Origin of the sequence: Streptomyces sp. CG4, from assembly GCF_041080655.1 — a bacterium.
Lineage (GTDB): Bacteria > Actinomycetota > Actinomycetes > Streptomycetales > Streptomycetaceae > Streptomyces.
This window is the reverse complement of record NZ_CP163525.1, coordinates 1238853-1257102: the sequence shown is the minus strand read 5'-3', so window position 1 is coordinate 1257102 and position 18250 is coordinate 1238853. Positions and strand designations below refer to the sequence as shown.

The following is an 18250-nucleotide window of genomic DNA, read 5'->3' as shown; positions in this document are numbered from 1 at the left end:
TGCCGTGGACGACGGACGGCCTGTCACGGCCCTTCTCGCGGAGCGCCGAGCTGTGCGCGCAACCACTCCTCCACTTCACCCACATGCGCCGCCGCCGCGGCCCTCGCCGCCTCCGGATCACGCGCGGCGAGGGCGCGATGGATCGCCGCGTGCTCACGCCGTGTACGCGCGAACGCCCCCTCCTCCTGATACCCCCGCCACACCCGGGCCCGGAAGGTACGCGACGAGAGGCCCTCCAGAATCGCGGCCATGGTCTCGTTGCCCGCCGCGGCGGCGATCTCGCGGTGGAACGCGAGATCGTGGGCGAGGATCTCCTCGGGATCGTCGGTGGCGTTCATCGCCGCCAAGTGCTTCTCCACGGCCGTGAGTTGGTCCGCCGTGATCCGCGCGGCGGCCAGCGCCGTCGCCGTGGACTCCAGGATTCGGCGCACCTCCAGCAGTTCCACCAGCCGGGGGCCCCGGGACAGGTCCGCGACCACCCCGAAGGTCTCCAGCAGGTCCCCGGCCTCCAGCGCGGTGACGTAGATCCCGGAGCCGTGCCGGGCCTCCAGGACGCCCAGTACCGTCAGCGCGCGAATCGCCTCCCGCATCGAGCTGCGGGAGATACCCAGCCGGGCGGCGAGATCCCGCTCGGTGGGCAGCCGCTGGCCGGGCTCAAGCCGGCCCTCGCCGATCATCGCCTTGATCTCCTCGATGGCGCGCTGGGTCACCGTGCCCTTCTGCGGCACTTCTGCCTCGTTCACGCCACTCCTCCTGCCCTCCCGGTGCGCCGCAGTCTAGCCAGCGGAGTGGTCCGACCACTACGCCCTGGATTCGCGAATTTTCCGTGCAGGAGGGTGTTGACTCGGCTTATTGGTCTGATAAGTATGCGGCGTCTGCTCGAACAGCCTCGATTTCACCCTCGACGAGGAGCCGCGAGATGCCCGCCAGCACTGTGAGGAAGCGCAGCAGGTCCCGGATCATCGGCGCGGCGGCCCTGGCCGCCGGTGCCGCACTCATGCTCGCCGCCTGCGGCAGTACCAAGGACACCGCGAGTCCGGGCGGAGGCGGCGGCGCCGGCAGGGTCGGCGTGATCCTGCCGCTGCTGACCTCGCCGTTCTGGCAGTCGTACAACGACTATGTGCCCAAGATGGCCACGTCCGAGGGCGTCGAGGTGCTGAAGACGGTCAACTCCAACAGCGACCCCTCGCAGCAGATCACCGACATCGACAACGAACTCACCCAGGGCGTCAAGGGGTTGGTGGTCGCCCCCCTGGACAGCGCCGCCGTCCAGGCCGGACTCGACCAGGCCGAACGCAAGGGCGTCCCCGTGGTCGCCGTGGACGTCGCACCCGACAAGGGCAAGGTCGCCATGGTGGTGCGCGCCGACAACGTGGCCTACGGCGAGAAGGCCTGCGACTACCTCGGACAGCACGTGAGCAGCGGCAAGGTCGTACAGATCATGGGCGACCTGGCCTCCGTCAACGGCCGAGACCGCTCCGAGGCCTTCCGCTCCTGTGTGAAGAAGAAGTACCCGAAGCTCACGGTGCTGGAGATCCCCGCCAAGTGGGAGTCCGACACCGCCGCGGCCAAACTCGACACGCTGCTGGGCGCCAACCCCGACATCAAGGGCATCTATCTGCAGGCCGGCGGTGTCTACCTCGCTCCGACCCTGCAGACCCTGAAGTCCAAGAACATGCTGAAGCCGGCCGGGCAGCAGGGCCACATCGCCATCGTCTCCAACGACGGCATCCCGCAGGAGTTCGACGCCATCCGCAAGGGCCGGATCGACGCCACGGTCTCCCAGCCCGCCGACGCCTACGCCCAGTACGGCCTCTACTACATCAAGGCGGCGATGGCCGGGAAGACGTTCAAGCCCGGACCCACCGACCACGGCTCCACGATCGTGCGGCTGCCCAACGGAATCCTGGAGGACCAGCTGCCCGCGCCGCTGGTCACCAAGGCCAACGTCGACGACCCCAAGCTCTGGGGCAACACCGTCAAATGAGCACGCCACTGGTGCAAGCAGAGGGCATCGTCAAACGCTACGGCCCCACCGTCGCCCTGGCCGACGGACGGCTCACCGTCCTGCCCGGCGAGTCCCACGCCCTGGTCGGCCGCAACGGCGCCGGCAAGTCCACCCTGGTCAACGTCCTCACCGGTCTGCAGGCCCCGGACGACGGCACCGTCCGCTTCGACGGCGAGCCCGCACCCCCGCTCGCCGACCGGGACGCCTGGCGCCGCAAGGTCGCCTGCGTGTACCAGAAGCCGACGGTCGTCCCGGAGCTGACGGTCGCCGAGAACCTGTTCCTGAACCGGCAGCCGACCGGCCGCGGCCTCATCAGCTGGCGCCGGCTGCGCCGTGCGGCCGCCGAACTCCTCGACACCTGGGACGTGCGCGTCGATCCCGAGGCCCGCACCGCCGACCTCCGGGTCGAGGACCGTCAAATGGTCGAGATCGCACGGGCGTTGAGCTTCGGCGCCCGGTTCATCGTGCTGGACGAACCCACCGCCCAGCTCGACAACCGGGAGATCGAGCGGCTCTTCACCCGCATGCGCTCCCTGCAGGGCTCCGGCGTCACCTTCCTGTTCATCTCGCACCACCTCCAGGAGGTGTACGAGGTCTGCCAGACGGTCACCGTGCTGCGCGACGCCCGCTGGATCACCACCGCACCCGTCACCGACCTGCCGAAGGCGGCCCTGGTGGAGGCCATGGCGGGGGAGTCCATCGCCCAACAGGGTATGCACAACAGGTCGGTCGACACCGACGCTCCCGTCCTGCTGGAGGCACAAGGGCTCACCTCACCGGCGTACGACGGCGTCGACCTCACCGTGCGGCGCGGCGAGGTCGTCGGACTCGCCGGGTCCAGCGGCAGCGGCAAGACCGAGTTGGCCGAGTCCTTCGCGGGACTCCACACCCCGACCGGCGGCAGCGCTCGGCTGGCCGGTGAGAGGCTGCCGTTCGGGGACGTACGGGCCGCGCTGCGCGCCGGGATCGGCTGCGTCCCGCGCGACCGGCACGAACAGGGGCTGATCGCCGGCATGAGCATCGGCGACAACGCCACGCTGAGCGTGCTGGACCAGCTGGGCAGGTACGGCTTCGTCGCCACCGAGCGCAGGCGCGGGCTCGCCGCCGAGTTGATCGACCGTCTCGATATCCATGCCGAAGGCCCCGACCAGCCCGTGTCCGACCTGTCCGGCGGCAATGCGCAGAAGGTCGTCATGGCCCGTGCCCTTGCCTCGGACCCGCGCCTGCTGGTCCTGATCAACCCCACCGCCGGGGTCGACGTGAAGTCCAAGGAGTCGCTGCTCGCCCGCATGGACAGCGCCCGCGACGACGGCACCGCCGTCCTCGTCGTCTCCGACGAACTCGACGACCTGCGCCGCTGCGACCGCGTCCTCGTCCTCTTCCACGGCCGCGTCGTCGCCGAGCACCCGGCCGGCTGGCGCGACCACGAGCTGATCGCCTCCATCGAAGGAGTTGACCATGGCTGACACCCGGGCCGTCCCGCCGCTCGCACCCCCGAGGACCCCGGACGCCCGCTCGGCCCGCACCGTCCTGCTCCGCCGCGCCCGTGAACTCGCCCTCGTCCCCGCCCTGTTGCTGCTCATGGTGCTCGGCGCATTGGTCAACGACTCGTTCCTGACCGAGCGGAACCTGATCTCGATCCTCGGCGCCTCCGCGGCGCTCGCGATGGTCGTCCTCGCCGAGTCCCTCGTCCTGATCACCGGCAAGTTCGACCTGTCCCTGGAGTCGGTCGTCGGCATCGCACCGGCCGTTGGCGCCCTGCTGGTGCTGCCCGCGAGCCAGTCCGGCTGGGGCACCGACCTCCCGGCCGCGCTCGCGCTGCTCGCGATCCCCGTGGTCGGCGCGGTCATCGGCGCCTTCAACGGTGTCCTCGTCGTGAAGTTCCGCCTCAACGCCTTCATCGTCACGCTCGCGATGCTCATCGTGCTGCGCGGTCTGCTGGTCGGCGCCACCAAGGGCAAGACCCTGTTCGGCATGCCCGACAGCTTCTACTCCCTGGCCACCACCACCTTCCTGAACGTGCCCATGTCGGTGTGGCTCGCCGCGGTCGCCTTCGCCGTCACCGGGTTCGTGCTGAAGTACCACCGCACCGGTCGCGCCCTCTACGCGATCGGCGGCAACGCGGAGGCTGCCCGCGCGGCCGGCGTCCGCGTGGACCGGGTCATGCTCGGCGTGTACGTCGTCGCGGGCGTGCTCGCCTCGGTCGGCGGCCTGCTGCAGACCGGGTACGTCGGCGCGATCAGCGCCAACCAGGGCCAGAACATGATCTTCACCGTGTTCGCGGCCGCGGTGATCGGCGGCATCAGCCTGGACGGCGGCAAGGGCACCATGTTCGGCGCCCTGACCGGCGTCCTCCTCCTGGGCGTCGTACAGAACCTGCTGACCCTCGCCCAGGTCCCGTCGTTCTGGATCCAGGCCATCTACGGCGGGATCATCCTCGTCGCCCTCGTGATCGCGCGTGTGACGACCGGCCGCGCCCAGGACTGACGTTCCATCCAATCTCCGCTGACGGAAAGGACTTCAGTGTCCCAGGCCCCCGCCCGCGTCACCGCGGTCGACACCCACGACATCCGTTTCCCCACTTCGCGCGAGCTGGACGGCTCCGACGCGATGAACCCGGACCCCGACTACTCGGCCGCCTACGTCGTGCTGCGCACCGACGCCGCCGACGGGCACGAGGGACACGGGTTCGTGTTCACCATCGGGCGGGGCAACGACGTCCAGGTGGCCGCGATCGACGCGCTGCGGGACCATGTGCTCGGCCGGGACGTGGCCGAGCTGTGCGCCGACCCGGGCTCGCTCTTCCGGGACCTGATCGGCGACAGCCAGCTGCGCTGGCTCGGCCCCGAGAAGGGCGTGATGCACATGGCGATCGGGGCCGTCGTCAACGCCGTCTGGGACCTCGCCGCGCGACGGGCCGGCAAGCCGCTGTGGCAGCTGCTCGCCGACGCCGAACCGGAGTGGCTGGTCGGGCAGATCGACTTCCGCTACATCGTGGACGCGCTCACCCCGCAGGAGGCCCTCGGTCTGCTCAGGCGCGGGAGGCAGGGCGCCGAGGAGCGCCGGGCCCGGCTGCTGGAGCGCGGCTACCCCGCCTACACCACCTCCCCGGGCTGGCTCGGCTACGACGACGACAAGCTCGGCCGGCTCGCCGCGCAGGCCGTCGCCGACGGCTTCCGGCAGATCAAGCTGAAGGTCGGCGCCGACCTCGACGACGACATCCGGCGCTGCCGGGTCGCCCGCGCGGTCGTCGGACCGGACATCCGGCTCGCCGTCGACGCCAACCAGCGCTGGAACGTGGACGAGGCGATCCGCTGGACCCGGGCCCTCGCCGAGTTCGGCCCGTACTGGATCGAGGAGCCCACCAGCCCCGACGACGTCCTCGGCCACGCCGCGATCCGCCGCGCGGTGGCCCCGGTGAAGGTCGCCACCGGCGAGCACGTGCACAACCGGATCGTGTTCAAGCAGCTACTCCAGGCCGGTGCCCTCGACATCGTCCAGATCGACGCGGCCCGCGTCGCCGGCGTCAACGAGAACCTCGCCATCCTGCTGCTCGCCGCCAGGTTCGGCGTCCCGGTCTGCCCGCACGCGGGCGGCGTCGGCCTGTGCGAACTCGTACAACACCTCTCGATGTTCGACTACTTGGCGATCTCGGGCACCACCGAGGACCGTGTCATCGAGTACGTCGACCATCTCCACGAGCACTTCGTCACCCCGGTCGTCATCCGCGCCGGCCACTACTCGGCACCCACCGCGCCCGGCTTCTCCGCCGCCCTGCGCCCGGAGTCCCTCACGCGGTACACCTTCCCCGGCGGCACGTACTGGGCCGCCGACCCCGACACCCAGAAGGGACAGGCCGCATGAGCGACTTCGAGGGTCTCAGGGCCCTGGTCACCGGCGGCGCGTCCGGCATCGGCCGGGCCACCGCCGACCTCCTCGCCGCCCGGGGCGCCCGGGTCGCCGTCCTCGACCGGGACCCGGCGAACGTCGGCAAGCCGCTCCTCGCCTACCGCGCCGACGTCACCGACGACAGCTCGGTACGGGCCGCCGTCGAGCGGGCCGCCGAGGACCTGGGCGGTCTGGACATCCTGGTCAACAACGCCGGGATCGGCGCCCAGGGCACCGTCGAGGACAACGACGACGCCGAGTGGCAACGCGTCTTCGACGTCAATGTGCTGGGCATGGTCCGCGCCGCCCGCGCCGCCCTCCCGCACCTGCGCCGCTCGGACCGGGCGGCCATCGTCAACACCTGCTCCATCGCGGCCACGGCCGGACTCCCGCAACGCGCCCTGTACAGCGCCACCAAGGGCGCCGTGTACTCCCTGACCCTCGCCATGGCCGCCGACCATGTCCGCGAGGGCATCCGCGTCAACTGCGTCAACCCCGGTACGGTGGACACCCCGTGGGTCGGCCGGCTGCTGGACGCGGCTCCCGACCCGGCCGCCGAACGCGCCGCCCTGGAAGCCCGCCAGCCCACCGGCCGACTGGTCTCCGCCGCCGAAGTGGCCGGCGCCATCGCCTACTTGGCGGGCCCCCTCTCCGACGCCACCACCGGCACCGCCCTCGCCGTCGACGGCGGCATGCAGGGCCTGAGGCTCCGGCCGGTGGGCCGATGAGGACGCTCGGTCGCAGCGGCGTCGAGGTCACCCCGCTCGGCTTCGGCGCCGCACCGCTCGGCAATCTCTACACCCCGCTGGACGACGAGCAGGCGGGGGAGGCGGTACGGGCCGCCTGGCAGCGCGGCATCCGGTACTTCGACACGGCTCCGCACTACGGCCTCGGTCTCTCCGAACGCCGGCTCGGCGCGGCCCTGCGCCGGTACGACCGCGCCCACTACACCGTGTCCACCAAGGTCGGCCGCCGCCTCGAACCCGCCGAGGGCACGGGGGACGACCTGGCCAACGGCTTCGCGGTACCCGCCACCCACCGCCGCGTCTGGGACTTCAGCGCCGACGGCATCCGCCGCACCCTGGAGGCGAGCCTGCACCGCCTCGGCCTGGACCGCGTCGACGTCGTCTATCTGCACGACCCCGACGACCACGCCGAGCAGGCCTTCCGCGAGGGCTACCCGGCCCTGGAGAAGCTGCGCGCCGAAGGAGTGGTCGGCGCGATCGGCGCGGGCATGAACCAGACCGCGATGCTCACCCGGTTCGTCCGCGACACCGACGTGGACGTGGTCCTCTGCGCGGGCCGCTACACCCTGCTCGACCAGAGCGCCGGCACCGAGCTGCTGCCCGCGGCGGCCGAGCGCGGGGTGTCCGTGGTCCTCGGCGGCGTCTTCAACTCGGGCCTGCTCGCGGATCCGAAGCCCGGGTCGACGTACAACTACACCCGGGCCCCACAGGAGTTGCTCGGCCGTGCCCTGCGCATGAAGGCGGTCGCCGAACGGCACGGCACCACCCTGCGCGCCGCCGCCCTGGCCTTCGCCGCCGCGCACCCGGCCGTCGCCTGTGTCCTGGCCGGTCCCCGTTCCGCAGCCGAAGTCCACGACGGTGCCGACCAGTTCGCGTCCCCAATCCCGCCGGAGTTCTGGCGCGAGCTGCGGGAGTCCGGCCTGCTGCCTGAAGAGGAAGGCCCGTCATGAGAGTCGCCCTGCACACCAAGGTCCGTCCCGACCGCATCGCCGCCTACGAGGCCGCCCATCGGGACGTCCCGAAGGAACTCACCGCCGCCATCCGCGCCGCCGGCGCCACCTCCTGGACCATCTGGCGCAGCGGCACGAACCTGTTCCACCTGCTGGAGTGCGTGGACTACGGCCGTCTGCTCGCCGAACTGGAGCAGCTGCCGGTCAACGTGGCCTGGCAGGCTCGCATGGCCGAGCTGCTCGATGTCGTACACGACTACTCGCGTGACGGCGCCGAAGCGGGGCTGCCCGTCGTCTGGGAGCTGCCGTGACCGTCGACGCCCACCACCACCTCTGGGACCTGTCCGTCCGTGACCAGGACTGGATCCCCGAAGACAGCCCGCTCAGGCGCGACTTCAGCCTGGCCGACCTCGAACCCGAGGCGCGGGCGGCCGGAGTCACCCGTACCGTCCTCGTCCAGACCGTCACGGTGCCCGAGGAGACCCCCGAGTTCCTGGCCCTGGCCGACATGCACGACCTGATCGCCGGTGTCGTCGGCTGGACCGACCTCACCCGCCCCGACATCGCCGACGAACTGGACCGACTGCGCGAACTCCCCGGCGGCTCCCGCCTGAAGGGCATCCGGCACCAGGTGCAGAGCGAGCCGGACCCGGAGTGGCTGCTGCGCCCTGACGTACGCCGGGGCCTGACGGCGCTCGCGGACGCGGGCCTCGTCTACGACCTCGTCGTCCTGCCCCACCAGCTCCCGGCGTGCGCCCAGGCCGCCGAGGCCCTTCCCGGGCTGACCTTCGTCCTCGACCACTTGGGCAAGCCGCCGATCGCCTCCGGAGCGCGGGAGCCCTGGGCCTCCGCCCTGCGCGCACTCGCCGCCCGCCCGAACACGGTCGCCAAGCTCTCCGGCCTGCTCACCGAGGCCGACCCCGCTTCCCGGGCCACGGCCGACCTGCGGCCGTACGCCGAGACCGCGCTGGCGGCCTTCGGCCCCGGCCGCCTGATGTTCGGCTCCGACTGGCCGGTGTGCACCCTGGCGGCCGCCTATGCCGAAGTCCTGGACGTGACAAGGGAGTTGACCGCCGGGCTCAGTGCGGCGGAACGCACGGCCGTCCACGAGGGCACCGCCACCCGCGTCTACGACCTCTGAACCGCCCCCGCCAGCCTGGTCGGCGGCAGATACTCGCGCACATACGTCCGCTCCCAGCACGCGCCCGTCTCCCGCAGCTCCCGCCAGGTGGTGTAGCGGTAGCGGAAGAGGCGGGCCCGGATGTAGCGGGGCGGGGTGTCCGCCGGGAAGGGGGAGCGGCGGAGCAGGCGCAGCGTGGCGCGGTCGTTCTCCAGCAGGCGTTCCACCAGTCCGCCGAACCAGTCGCCGGCGTAGGCCGGGGACAGCGCCGCGAACCACATCAGCCAGTCCAGGCGCAGATGGTAGGGGGCGAACTGGCGCGGCCAGTGCCGGGTGTCACCGGGCTTGCCCCGGAACTCGTACTCCCGCCAGTCCGAGTCCTCGCGGGGTAGTGCGTCCAGGGTGCCCTCGACCACCACCTCGTAACGGACCCGGCTGATGCTGCCGAACGCGCCATAGGTGTTCACCAGGTGCAGCGGGTCGAAGGAGCGGTTCATGACCTGGCGGCGGGAGACCATGTTCAGCACCGGGTGGTAGCTCAGGAAGACCAGCAGGGCCGCGACCGCGAGCACCAGGACCTCGTACCACAGCGGCGCCGCCGGCACGGGCGGCGCGGACCCGGGAAACCGGAGCGCGGACAGGGCCAGCACGATGGTGATCCAGTTCAGCCAGGAGAAGTTGCCGGACAATACCAGCCACAGCTGGGTCACGATCATGAGCGCGGCGGCGGCCGAGGCGATCGGCTGTGGTGTGAACAGCAGTACCGGCACGACGAGTTGGGTGAAGTGGTTCGCGGCGACCTCGACCCGGTGCAGCGGCCTCGGCAGACGGTGGAAGAACCAGCTCAGCGGGCCCGGCATGGGCTGTGTCTCGTGGTGGTAGTACAGGCAGGTCAGCTTCCGCCAGCACGCGTCGCCCCGCATCTTGATCAGCCCGGCGCCGAACTCGACCCGGAACAGGATCCAGCGCAGCAGGAACTGGACGACGATCGGCGGCGCCACCTCGTCGTTGCCGAGGAACGCCGCCAGGAAGCCCGTCTCCAGCAGCAGCGACTCCCAGCCGAACGCGTACCAGGTCTGGCCGACGTTGACGATCGACAGATACAGCGCCCAAGGCACCAGCCACAGCGGGATCACGGCCCACAGCGGCAGCAGGGAGTCCGCGCCGGCGAGCAGCGCCGCCGAGACCGCGCAGCCCGCCCAGGCGCAGCTCGCGAAGAAGCGGTCGGAGTAGTGCAGATGGAACAGGCTCGGGGCCCCTCGGAAGGGGATCCGCGCCACGAAGCGGGGGATCGGCAGCATGCCGCGCTCGCCCAGCAGAGCCCGGAACTGCAGAGCCGCCGTCACAAACGCGACCAGGTACACGGCAGCCAGAGCCCGCTGGAAGACCAGCCGGCTCAGCCAGTAGTCGGGAGCGGTGAACCAGTCCACGGCTGTGCGCGCCCTTCGTCGCGGCCAAACCGCCGGTGTCGTCTTCATCATGGACCGCCCCCGAGTTGCCGGCCAGACAGGCGCGATGCACACAATGAAGGGAAGTCACCCACAGTGATGCGGAGTGTACGGTGCGGATACCCGCCGGATTCATCGTCCTCGCCTGCGACCTCTCGGTGGCGCTCTTCGCCGCCGGCTGCGTCCGCCCCGGTGCCAAAGAGGCCCGGATGGGCGAGGCCGTCTATCGTCTCCCCGCCGCGGCGCGGGGGCCCGACCCCTTCACCGGCTCCATGGTCATCGCGACCGCCGCGCCGACGGCACCCGGCACGGGCAGTGCCGATCCCACCGCGCCCCCCACGGGCACGACCGCTCCCACCACCCGTGCGCCGGAGGGCGTCAGCACCACGGGACCGCCCGTCGCCGCGTCCTCCAGGCCCTGGGTGCCCGCCGCGCTGCTCGCCCTACCCCTGCGCGCGATGCGCGCCCTGTCCGGCGCGACCCCCGGCCTCTACGGCGGCACCGCACGCGTCGCCGCCTGCGACGTCGAGCGGCGGATCGGGCATCTGACGGCGGACCGGGCCAGGGCCGACGCCTTCGCCCGCGTGGCCGGCGTGTCCGGCGGCGGCCTGACCCGCTATCTGCAGGGCCTCACGCCGGTCGTGCTGCACGCCGACACCCGGGTCACCACCCACGGCTACCGCGGCAGGCACGCGGTCGCCTACCAGGCCGTGCTGCAGGCCGGCACCGCCGTCCTCATCGACGACCGGGGCGTGCCGCGGGTGCGCTGTGGCTGCGGCAACCCGCTGGGCGCACCCGCGCCGGGCAACGGTGGCGTCGGCACCCGGGGCAGCACCTGGTCCGGATACCGGCCGGACCAGGTGATCGCGGTGAGGCCGGCGCCGCGAGCCGTCACCAGCGTCACCATCGTCAACGTCGAGACCCGCACCTGGATCGAACGCCGGATCGGGCACGACGTGCGGGGCGACCACGTCGTACCGGCCCCCACCTGGGCCACCACCCGCCCCGACGCGCCCCTCCCGGCGGACCCGGCCGCCCCGGCCACCGCACAGCCGACCAGCACCCCGCCCGGCGCCCGGCAGACCCGGCCGGGAGCCTCTCCCGGCACCACCGGCTCTCCATCCGGCACCGCCACCCCGACCGCACCCAGCCGGCCCGCCGGGCGGAGCACCACACTCCCCGGTACGGCCGACCCGTGGAGCCCGCCGTTCCTCGACCTCACCCCGGACGCGCCCGGCACCACGCACCCGCCGCACGCGGTCGGCCCGCCCGACGGTTCCGACCTGCCCGACGGCGGACTGATCCCGTACGGCACCGCGGGCGACCGTCCCGTCGTACCCGGCGCGACGGGCGACGCCACCCCGCGCGCTTCGACGAGTCTTCCGACGAGTCTTCAGGGCGGCTGAGCCGCCTCGGCACCGGCCGTCGCAAGCCCCACGGCCTCCCGACGATCAGGTCGAAGAATCCGCTGAATCCTGGCAAGGTGGGCCCATGGCAGATGGGGGAGCGAGTGCCAGGTCACTCCCGGAGGACTGGCCCGCCCACCCGGACCCGATCCTGGCGCTCAACCGCATGGGCACCTTCGACTGGGACCTGGACACGGGCCTGTTCCACATGGACGCCCAGGCGCACCAGGTGTTCGACCTGCTGCCCGAGGAATACGACGGACGCCCCGAGTCCCTGGTCGTCCGGGTGCCGCAGTCCGAAGCCGCCCGGCTGGACGCGGTGGTGGCACGGGCCATCAAGGACGGCAGCGAGAACTACGGGGCCTACTTCCGCATCCGTCGCCGCGACGGCACCCCGCGCTGGACCCACACCCAGGGCTACATCCGCCGGGACGACACCGGCCGCCCGCGCCGGGTCGTCGGCATCGTCCGGGACGCCACCGAGGAACTCGCCGACAGCGAGGCACGCAGTGTGCGGGCCGCCCAGGACCAGGCGTTCCGCCGGCAGACCAACGTCGTCCAGGTCGTCTCGGCCGCCCTCGCGCACGCCCGCACCGTCCGGGATGTCATCGACGTCCTCAAGGACACCCGCGGCATCCGCCGCCTCGGTGCGACCAGCCTGGTGATGGGCCTGGTGGAGGCGGGCCGGATCCGCGTCGTCGCCGAGGCTCCCGTCGGCAGCTTCGTGCCCGTGGGCAGCCAGGTGAACCGCATCGACGAGCCGTACCCGATGAGCGAGGTCGTCCGCACCCTCGTGCCGCGCTTCATCGAGTCCCCCGAGGAGTTCGCCGAGGGCTATCCGATCCTCTGGCCGCACCTCGTCGACCTGCACATCACCTCGGCCGCCTATCTGCCGCTGATCGCCCAGGCCCGCCCGATCGGCGCGATGGGACTGCTCTACAGCGACCGGCGCGGCTTCTCCACCGAGGAGCGTGCCGTCCTGGTCGCGCTCGGCAGCAGCATCGCGCAGAGCCTGCAGCGGGCCATGCTCTACGAGCAGGAGAAGGACCTCGCCCAGGGCCTGCAGCAGGCCATGCTGCCCCGCACCATCCCCAGCGTCCGCGGCGCCGACATCGCCGTCCGCTACCGCGCGGCCACCGTCGGAGGCACCCGCGGCCGGGACATCGGCGGCGACTGGTACGACCTGATCCCGCTGCCCGGCGGCCGGGTCGGTGCGGTCATCGGTGACGTCCAGGGCCACGACACCCACGCCGCCGCCGTCATGGGCCAGCTGCGGATCGTGCTGCGCGCCTACGCCGCCGAGGGCCACACCCCGGCCACCGTGATGGCCCGCGCCTCCGTCTTCCTGCACGAACTCGACACCGACCGCTTCGCCACCTGCCTGTACGCCGAGGCCGACCTGTCCACCGGAGTCGTCCAGGCGGTCCGCGCCGGGCACATCGACCCGCTGATCCGGCACAGCGACGGAACCTGCTGCCGGGTCCCGGTCGAGGGCGGGCTGCCGCTCGGCCTGTCCGCCGAGTTCAGCCGGCTGGAGTACCCCGTCTCGACCCTCGAACTCGACCCCGGCCACACCCTGCTGCTGTGCACCGACGGGCTGATCGAACAGCCCGGCACCGACCTCGACGACGGCATGCGTCGCCTGACGACACTGGTCGCGGCCGCCCCCGAGGACGTGCGCGGGCTCGCCGACCGGCTGATCCAGCTGGCCGAGGATCGGGGCGGCGACGACGACGTGGCGCTGCTCCTGCTGCGCCGCCGCACCCCGGAGGCCCCGCGGGCCGGCGGCCGGCTGCAGCAGCACGTGGTCCCCGGCGACCCGGAGGCCCTCACCCACGCCCGGCACATGATCCGCGCCGCGGTCCGCTCCTGGGGCGCCGGCGACCGCGCCGACGAGGTCGAGCTGGTCGCCGACGAACTGATCACCAACGCGCTGATGCACACCGAGGGCTCCGCGATCGTGACCCTGCGGGCGCTCGGCGACGGCGACGGCAGGCTGCGGATCGAGGTCGAGGACTCCTCCAGCGCCCTGCCCCGGCGCCGTGAGGCGGGTGAGGACGGCGTCTCCGGCCGGGGCCTGTTCCTCGTGGAAGAGCTCGCCGACGCATGGGGCGTGGAGGCGCGCGGCGGCGGCAAGGCCGTGTGGTGCGAGTTCCGCCTCGACGGCTGACGGGACTCGGCTCGGGGGAGTTGTCAGTACCGGGTGGCACTCTGGACCCATGCCGGAACTGCCCGAGGTAGAAGCGCTCAAGGACTTCCTCACCGAGCACCTGATCGGCCACGAGGTCGTGCGGGTGCTGCCGGTCGCCATCAGCGTCCTGAAGACGTACGACCCTCCGGTCGGCGCGTTCGAGGGCAGCGAGGTCACCGCCGTGCACCGGCACGGGAAGTTCCTCGACATCGAGGGCAGCGCCGGCCTGCACCTCGTCACCCACCTGGCCCGCGCCGGCTGGCTGCAGTGGAAGGACCGGCTGCCGGACGGCCCGCCCAAGCCGGGCAAGGGCCCGCTCGCGCTGCGTGTGGCGCTGGAGACCGGGGAGGGCTTCGACCTCACCGAAGCCGGCACCCAAAAGCGCCTCGCGGTGTACGTAGTCCGCGATCCGCAGCAGGTCGAGGGCATCGCCCGGCTCGGCCCCGATCCCCTCGCCGCCGACTTCGACGAGGAACGCCTCGCCGCCCTGCTGAAGGACGAGAGACGCCGGCTGAAGGGCGCGCTGCGGGACCAGTCCCTGATCGCGGGCGTCGGCAACGCCTACAGCGACGAGATCCTGCACGCCGCGAAGATGTCCCCGTTCAAGCTCGCCGCCTCCCTGACCCCGGACGAGACCCACCGGCTGTACGCGGCCCTGCGCGCCACGCTCACCGAGGCGGTCGACCGCTCCCGGGGTGTGGCCGCCGGACGGCTGAAGGCCGAGAAGAAGGGCGGCCTGCGTGTCCACGGCCGCACCGGCGAACCCTGCCCGGTGTGCGGGGACACCATCCGCGAGGTCTCCTTCAGCGACTCCTCCCTGCAGTACTGCCCCACCTGCCAGACGGGCGGAAAGCCCCTGGCGGACCGCAGACTCTCCCGGCTGCTGAAGTGAACTCCCGCCCCAGTGCCGGGCCGCGGCGGCCGGTCAGCCGGAGCAGGGCGTGCTGGTCGGCCGCCGACCAGGTGTCGTACGCGCCCGGGCGCGTAACGGCTTGCCTCATGAGAGTCCTCTGAGAGTCCTCGGTCGAGTCCCGATGCCGTCACTGTGCCCGGAGCGTGACCAGATGCTGCCCGTCGGTCGTGCGTACCTCGTACCGGTCGATCTGGTCCGGGTGCATTGTGGAGGACCCGAGCGTGGTGAAGGTGTCGGCGGCGTGGTCGGGCTCGGTCCACGTGCCGGCGATCTGTTCGGAGCCGTCGCGGCCCACGACGACGAGCCGGCATCGGTGCGGGCCGGTGCCGTCCTTCACCCGCAGCAGCAGCCGGCTGCCCGTGTCCCCGTCGTCGGCCGTGACCTCGGCCCACACCCCGGTCTGTGGATCGGCCGCCGCCGTGACGTGCGCGGCCGGCTCCCGATGGCCGGCGAAGGCCACGATCCCCGGACCGGCGACGGCCAGCACCACCGAGGCGGCCAGACCGTACAGGAAGCGCCGGCGGAGCACCCGCTGCCGACGCGCGGCCTCGCCGAGCAGCCGGTCCAGCAGCCGGGGACCGGGCTGCGCCATGGGGTGCACAAAGCGCGGCGTGGCCCGGCGGTACAGCATCAACTGCCGTGCGGCGGGACCGAATTCGGTCACCTGCGCCGCGCACTGCGGGCACTCCATGAGGTGGTCCTCGAAGCGGAAGGCCTCCGCCTCGTCCAGCACGCCGAGCGCGTACGCGCCGACGTCGCGATGCCTTTCCAGGGACCTCATGCCGAATCCTCGTGCCGATGGGTGCGGGTTGGGTTACTCCGTGCACCCATCCGTACGCAGCCGACAGCCGAATCACTCAAGCCACCCACAGAATCCCGGAGAGGAGATTCGGAGCGGTCCGGCCCGCGGATTGGTCGGATTTCGAGAAACCTCGGAATGGACCTCGGAAAGGGCCTCAGAAGAGGTGGATCGCGAGGTGTCCGAGGGGAAGCCCGAGCCGCCAGGCCGGGGTCCACACCTTCGGCCCGTCGTCCTCGCCGGTCAGCGCACCGCCGCCCGGCACCGCGTCCAGGTCCGGCGCGAGCAGCTCCGTCTCCTCCAGCCAGCGCCAGGCGTCCGCTGCGAGCGCCAGGTCGGGGGAGCGGGTGCCAGACCGCTCGGCCGCGTCGGCCAGCTCGGCCATGCGCTCGTGCACCCAGTCCCGCCACGGCTGGTCGTAGGCGGTCAGTGACAGCCAGTTCTCCAGCTGGGAGATCACCCGGATGCCGGACAACTCGCCGTCGGTGTCGGACAGGAAGACGGTGAGCGCCAGGGCGTCCCGGCCGGCCCGGAACTCGAAGGACGTCGGCGGCATCAGATCGCCGGTGCGCAGCAGCTCGTCGGCGATGTACTCCGCGTACAACCAGGCCATGGGGACGGTCAGTTCACCGCCGTCGGTGCCGTCCGTGCTCTCGTGCCCTCTGTGCAGCATCCCTTCCTGCCCTTCCTCCGGTACGTACGCGTCGCCCGAGCCCCGTCAGGGCCGCGGCCCCGGCCCTCGGCCGGGACGCGCATGAGGACAGCCCATTGCCCGAACGGGGGCCACAGCAAGGCGCTTTGCGAGAGCTTTGCACTGCGGCCGGTTTCAGTGCAGGTCGGCCGCATAACCCGGAAGGACCCGGCGCAGCGCGCGCAGCGCGTAGAACGCGCGGGATTTCACGGTACCGGGTGGCACGCCCAGGGTCTGCGCCGCTTCCGCCACACTGGCCCCGAGGAAATACACGAGTACCAGGACGTCACGGTGCTCCGGCGTGAGTGTCTTCACAGCCTCCCGGACGTCGAGCATCGCGGCGGCCCGTTCGGCATGATCGGCCGTCACCCGCGCGGTCTCCGGGATCTCGTCACCGGTCTCCGGCGGCCGTGCCTGCCGGGCCCGCCGGGCGTCGATCGCGAGCCGCCGGGCGACCGTCAGCAGCCAGGGCCGTACGGAGTCGAAGTCGTCGGCGTGCAGCGCCTCGGGATGCTGCCAGGCGCGCACCAGGGTCTCCTGGACGAGGTCCTCGGCGCGCTGCCGGTCTCCGTCGCAGAGTCTGAGCAGCAGGGTGAAGAGGGGTCCGCCGTGCTCGCGCTGGAGCGCGGCCAGTTCGTGGTCGGCGGTCGTCGTCCGGTGGGTCGGTGCCATGGTCCCGTGGATGAGTGAGGTTCCGGCCGTCATGGCCGTATGGCAGCACAGGGCGCGGCCGGGGAACAGAGCGCGCGCACGGGTCCGCGCGGGACGCTCGATCGCGTCGGCGAACGGCCGGGCGGACGTCCGGGCGCACGCTTCGGCACGGCACCGGATGGGCTAAGGACAGCGCTCAGGCTGTTTATCCGATGAGCCAGCTTCGTACTCATATGCCCGTGATGGCCTTGTCGGTAAATACGACATTCCTGGGGTGTGGTGATGATCGGACGAAGACAACAGGTGGCCCTGGTCCTCACCGCCGTCCTCGCGGCCGCGGCCGCCTGCCAGGACCATGCGCGCAAGGAGTCCGGGCACGCGGCCCCGGTCGGGTCCCCCACCCGCGGCTTCACCCTCGTCGCCTCCGGTGACGTCCTGCCCCACACCTCCGTCATCGACCGGGCGGCCTACGACTCCGGCGAGGGCGGCTTCGACTTCCGGCCCATGCTCTCCGGCGTCCAACCCGTCGTCGCCCGCGCGGATCTGGCGCTCTGTCACATGGAGACCGTCTACGGAGCCGACGGCGAGTACTCCGGCTACCCCGCCTTCAAGTCACCGCCGCAGATCGCCCAGGGCCTCGTCGCGACCGGCTACGACGGCTGCTCCACCGCCTCCAACCACTCCCTGGACGACGGGGCGGAGGGCATCCGCCGCACCCTGGACGCCATGGACCGGGCCGGCCTGCGGCACGCCGGCACCGCCCGCAGCCAGGCCGAGGCCCACTCGGTCACGATCCTGCAGGCCGGCCCCGCCAAGGTCGCCCACCTCGCGTACACCTTCGGCACCAACAGCACGGCGGTGCCCTCCGGCCGGCCCTGGGCCGTGAACCTCATCGACGAGCGGCGCATGATCGCCGACGCGCGTGCCGCCCGGCGGGCCGGCGCCGATGTGGTCGTGGTCTCGGTGCAGTGGGGCACCGAATGGCAGGACGCCCCGGACCAGCTGCAGCTCGGCCTCGCCCAGCGGCTCACCGCCGCCACCACCGACGGCCGCCCGGACATCGACCTGATCCTCGGCACCCACGCCCATGTCCCGCAGGCGTACGAGAAGGTCAACGGGACCTGGGTGATCTACGGCATGGGCGACCAGATCGCCGGCGCGATGTACAACGCCCAGGGCGTCCGGGACGCGCGCGGCAACGAGTCGACGATCGGCCGCTTCACCTTCGCCCCGCCCGCCCGGCAGGGCGACCGCTGGCGGGTCACCAAGGCCGAGTTCATCCCGCAGCTGTACGACCTCGACGCCGGCCGGGTGGTGGACGTCAACCGGGCCATCGACGACGGCGCCGCCCTGGACGGGGTGCGCAACCGCATCCGGGACGTGGTGCTCAGCCGCGGCGCCGCCAAGGACGGCCTGGTCATGGGGGAGTGATCACCCCG

The 18250-nt window shown here is 72.1% G+C and carries 17 protein-coding genes; 12 read left to right on the top strand and 5 right to left on the bottom strand.

The annotated features are described in order from the left end of the window. Positions 1–23 precede the first annotated feature (23 nt). Positions 24–743 (bottom strand): FCD domain-containing protein, encoded by a 720-nt coding sequence (locus AB5L52_RS05800; RefSeq protein ID WP_351022695.1) that lies wholly within the window; start codon positions 741–743, stop codon positions 24–26. 176 nt (positions 744–919) lie between these two features. Between AB5L52_RS05800 and AB5L52_RS05795 the strand changes: the two genes are divergently transcribed. From AB5L52_RS05795 to AB5L52_RS05760, 8 genes are read left to right on the top strand one after another with little or no spacing between them, the layout of a single operon-like run. After that, positions 920–1987 (top strand): sugar ABC transporter substrate-binding protein, encoded by a 1068-nt coding sequence (locus AB5L52_RS05795; protein ID WP_369362843.1) that lies wholly within the window; start codon positions 920–922, stop codon positions 1985–1987. After that, entirely contained in the window at positions 1984–3474 is a 1491-nt protein-coding gene (locus AB5L52_RS05790; protein ID WP_369362842.1) for a sugar ABC transporter ATP-binding protein, read from the top strand. The genes AB5L52_RS05795 and AB5L52_RS05790 overlap by 4 nt, the downstream gene beginning before the upstream one ends. Beyond that, positions 3467–4495, top strand: coding sequence for an ABC transporter permease (locus AB5L52_RS05785; protein WP_351022687.1), 1029 nt, complete (start codon positions 3467–3469; stop codon positions 4493–4495). The genes AB5L52_RS05790 and AB5L52_RS05785 overlap by 8 nt, the downstream gene beginning before the upstream one ends. A 36-nt stretch (positions 4496–4531) precedes the next feature. Beyond that, positions 4532–5872, top strand: coding sequence for an L-fuconate dehydratase (locus AB5L52_RS05780; RefSeq protein ID WP_351022684.1), 1341 nt, complete (start codon positions 4532–4534; stop codon positions 5870–5872). Further along, complete coding sequence (locus tag AB5L52_RS05775; protein ID WP_369362839.1) at positions 5869–6624, top strand: SDR family NAD(P)-dependent oxidoreductase; 756 nt, start codon at positions 5869–5871, stop codon at positions 6622–6624. Before AB5L52_RS05780 ends, AB5L52_RS05775 begins: the two co-directional genes overlap by 4 nt. Beyond that, positions 6621–7592: an aldo/keto reductase gene (locus AB5L52_RS05770; RefSeq protein WP_351022679.1), complete on the top strand. Its 972-nt coding sequence runs from the start codon at positions 6621–6623 to the stop codon at positions 7590–7592. Before AB5L52_RS05775 ends, AB5L52_RS05770 begins: the two co-directional genes overlap by 4 nt. Continuing rightward, on the top strand, positions 7589–7903 hold the full coding sequence (locus AB5L52_RS05765; RefSeq protein WP_351022676.1) for an L-rhamnose mutarotase: 315 nt from the start codon (positions 7589–7591) through the stop codon (positions 7901–7903). The genes AB5L52_RS05770 and AB5L52_RS05765 overlap by 4 nt, the downstream gene beginning before the upstream one ends. After that, entirely contained in the window at positions 7900–8733 is an 834-nt protein-coding gene (locus AB5L52_RS05760; protein WP_369362837.1) for an amidohydrolase, read from the top strand. Before AB5L52_RS05765 ends, AB5L52_RS05760 begins: the two co-directional genes overlap by 4 nt. On the opposite strand, the gene AB5L52_RS05755 is transcribed toward AB5L52_RS05760, so the two are convergent. Continuing rightward, a complete protein-coding gene (locus tag AB5L52_RS05755) occupies positions 8721–10142 on the bottom strand; it encodes a lipase maturation factor family protein (RefSeq protein ID WP_369362836.1) in 1422 nt (473 codons plus the stop codon). The two genes, AB5L52_RS05760 and AB5L52_RS05755, sit on opposite strands and share 13 nt — an antisense overlap. Positions 10143–10273: 131 nt before the next feature. Here AB5L52_RS05755 and AB5L52_RS05750 point away from each other — a divergent pair, with 131 nt between their 5' ends. From AB5L52_RS05750 to AB5L52_RS05740, 3 genes are all read left to right on the top strand, one after another. Then, positions 10274–11566 carry a DUF6777 domain-containing protein gene (locus AB5L52_RS05750; RefSeq protein ID WP_369362835.1) on the top strand — a complete coding sequence of 431 codons (1293 nt, stop codon included), beginning with the start codon at positions 10274–10276 and terminating at the stop codon, positions 11564–11566. 85 nt (positions 11567–11651) lie between these two features. Beyond that, the gene (locus AB5L52_RS05745) at positions 11652–13736 is read left to right on the top strand and encodes a SpoIIE family protein phosphatase (RefSeq protein WP_369362834.1); all 2085 of its coding nucleotides are present in this window, start codon (positions 11652–11654) and stop codon (positions 13734–13736) included. Between the two features lie 49 nt (positions 13737–13785). Continuing rightward, positions 13786–14649, top strand: a complete 864-nt coding sequence (locus tag AB5L52_RS05740) for an Fpg/Nei family DNA glycosylase (RefSeq protein ID WP_369362832.1) — start codon at positions 13786–13788, stop codon at positions 14647–14649. A gap of 148 nt (positions 14650–14797) precedes the next feature. Here the strand turns inward: AB5L52_RS05740 and AB5L52_RS05735 are convergent, their stop codons facing one another. The 3 genes from AB5L52_RS05735 to AB5L52_RS05725 all read right to left on the bottom strand — a co-directional run bounded on the left by AB5L52_RS05735 (position 14798) and on the right by AB5L52_RS05725 (position 16865). Continuing rightward, positions 14798–15451, bottom strand: coding sequence for a zf-HC2 domain-containing protein (locus AB5L52_RS05735; protein WP_369362831.1), 654 nt, complete (start codon positions 15449–15451; stop codon positions 14798–14800). A gap of 175 nt (positions 15452–15626) precedes the next feature. Beyond that, positions 15627–16142 (bottom strand): hypothetical protein, encoded by a 516-nt coding sequence (locus tag AB5L52_RS05730; RefSeq protein WP_351022657.1) that lies wholly within the window; start codon positions 16140–16142, stop codon positions 15627–15629. Between the two features lie 153 nt (positions 16143–16295). After that, the gene (locus AB5L52_RS05725; protein ID WP_351022655.1) at positions 16296–16865 is read right to left on the bottom strand and encodes a sigma-70 family RNA polymerase sigma factor; all 570 of its coding nucleotides are present in this window, start codon (positions 16863–16865) and stop codon (positions 16296–16298) included. 228 nt (positions 16866–17093) lie between these two features. Between AB5L52_RS05725 and AB5L52_RS05720 the strand changes: the two genes are divergently transcribed. Continuing rightward, positions 17094–18242 (top strand): CapA family protein, encoded by a 1149-nt coding sequence (locus AB5L52_RS05720; RefSeq protein ID WP_369362830.1) that lies wholly within the window; start codon positions 17094–17096, stop codon positions 18240–18242. Positions 18243–18250 lie beyond the last annotated feature (8 nt).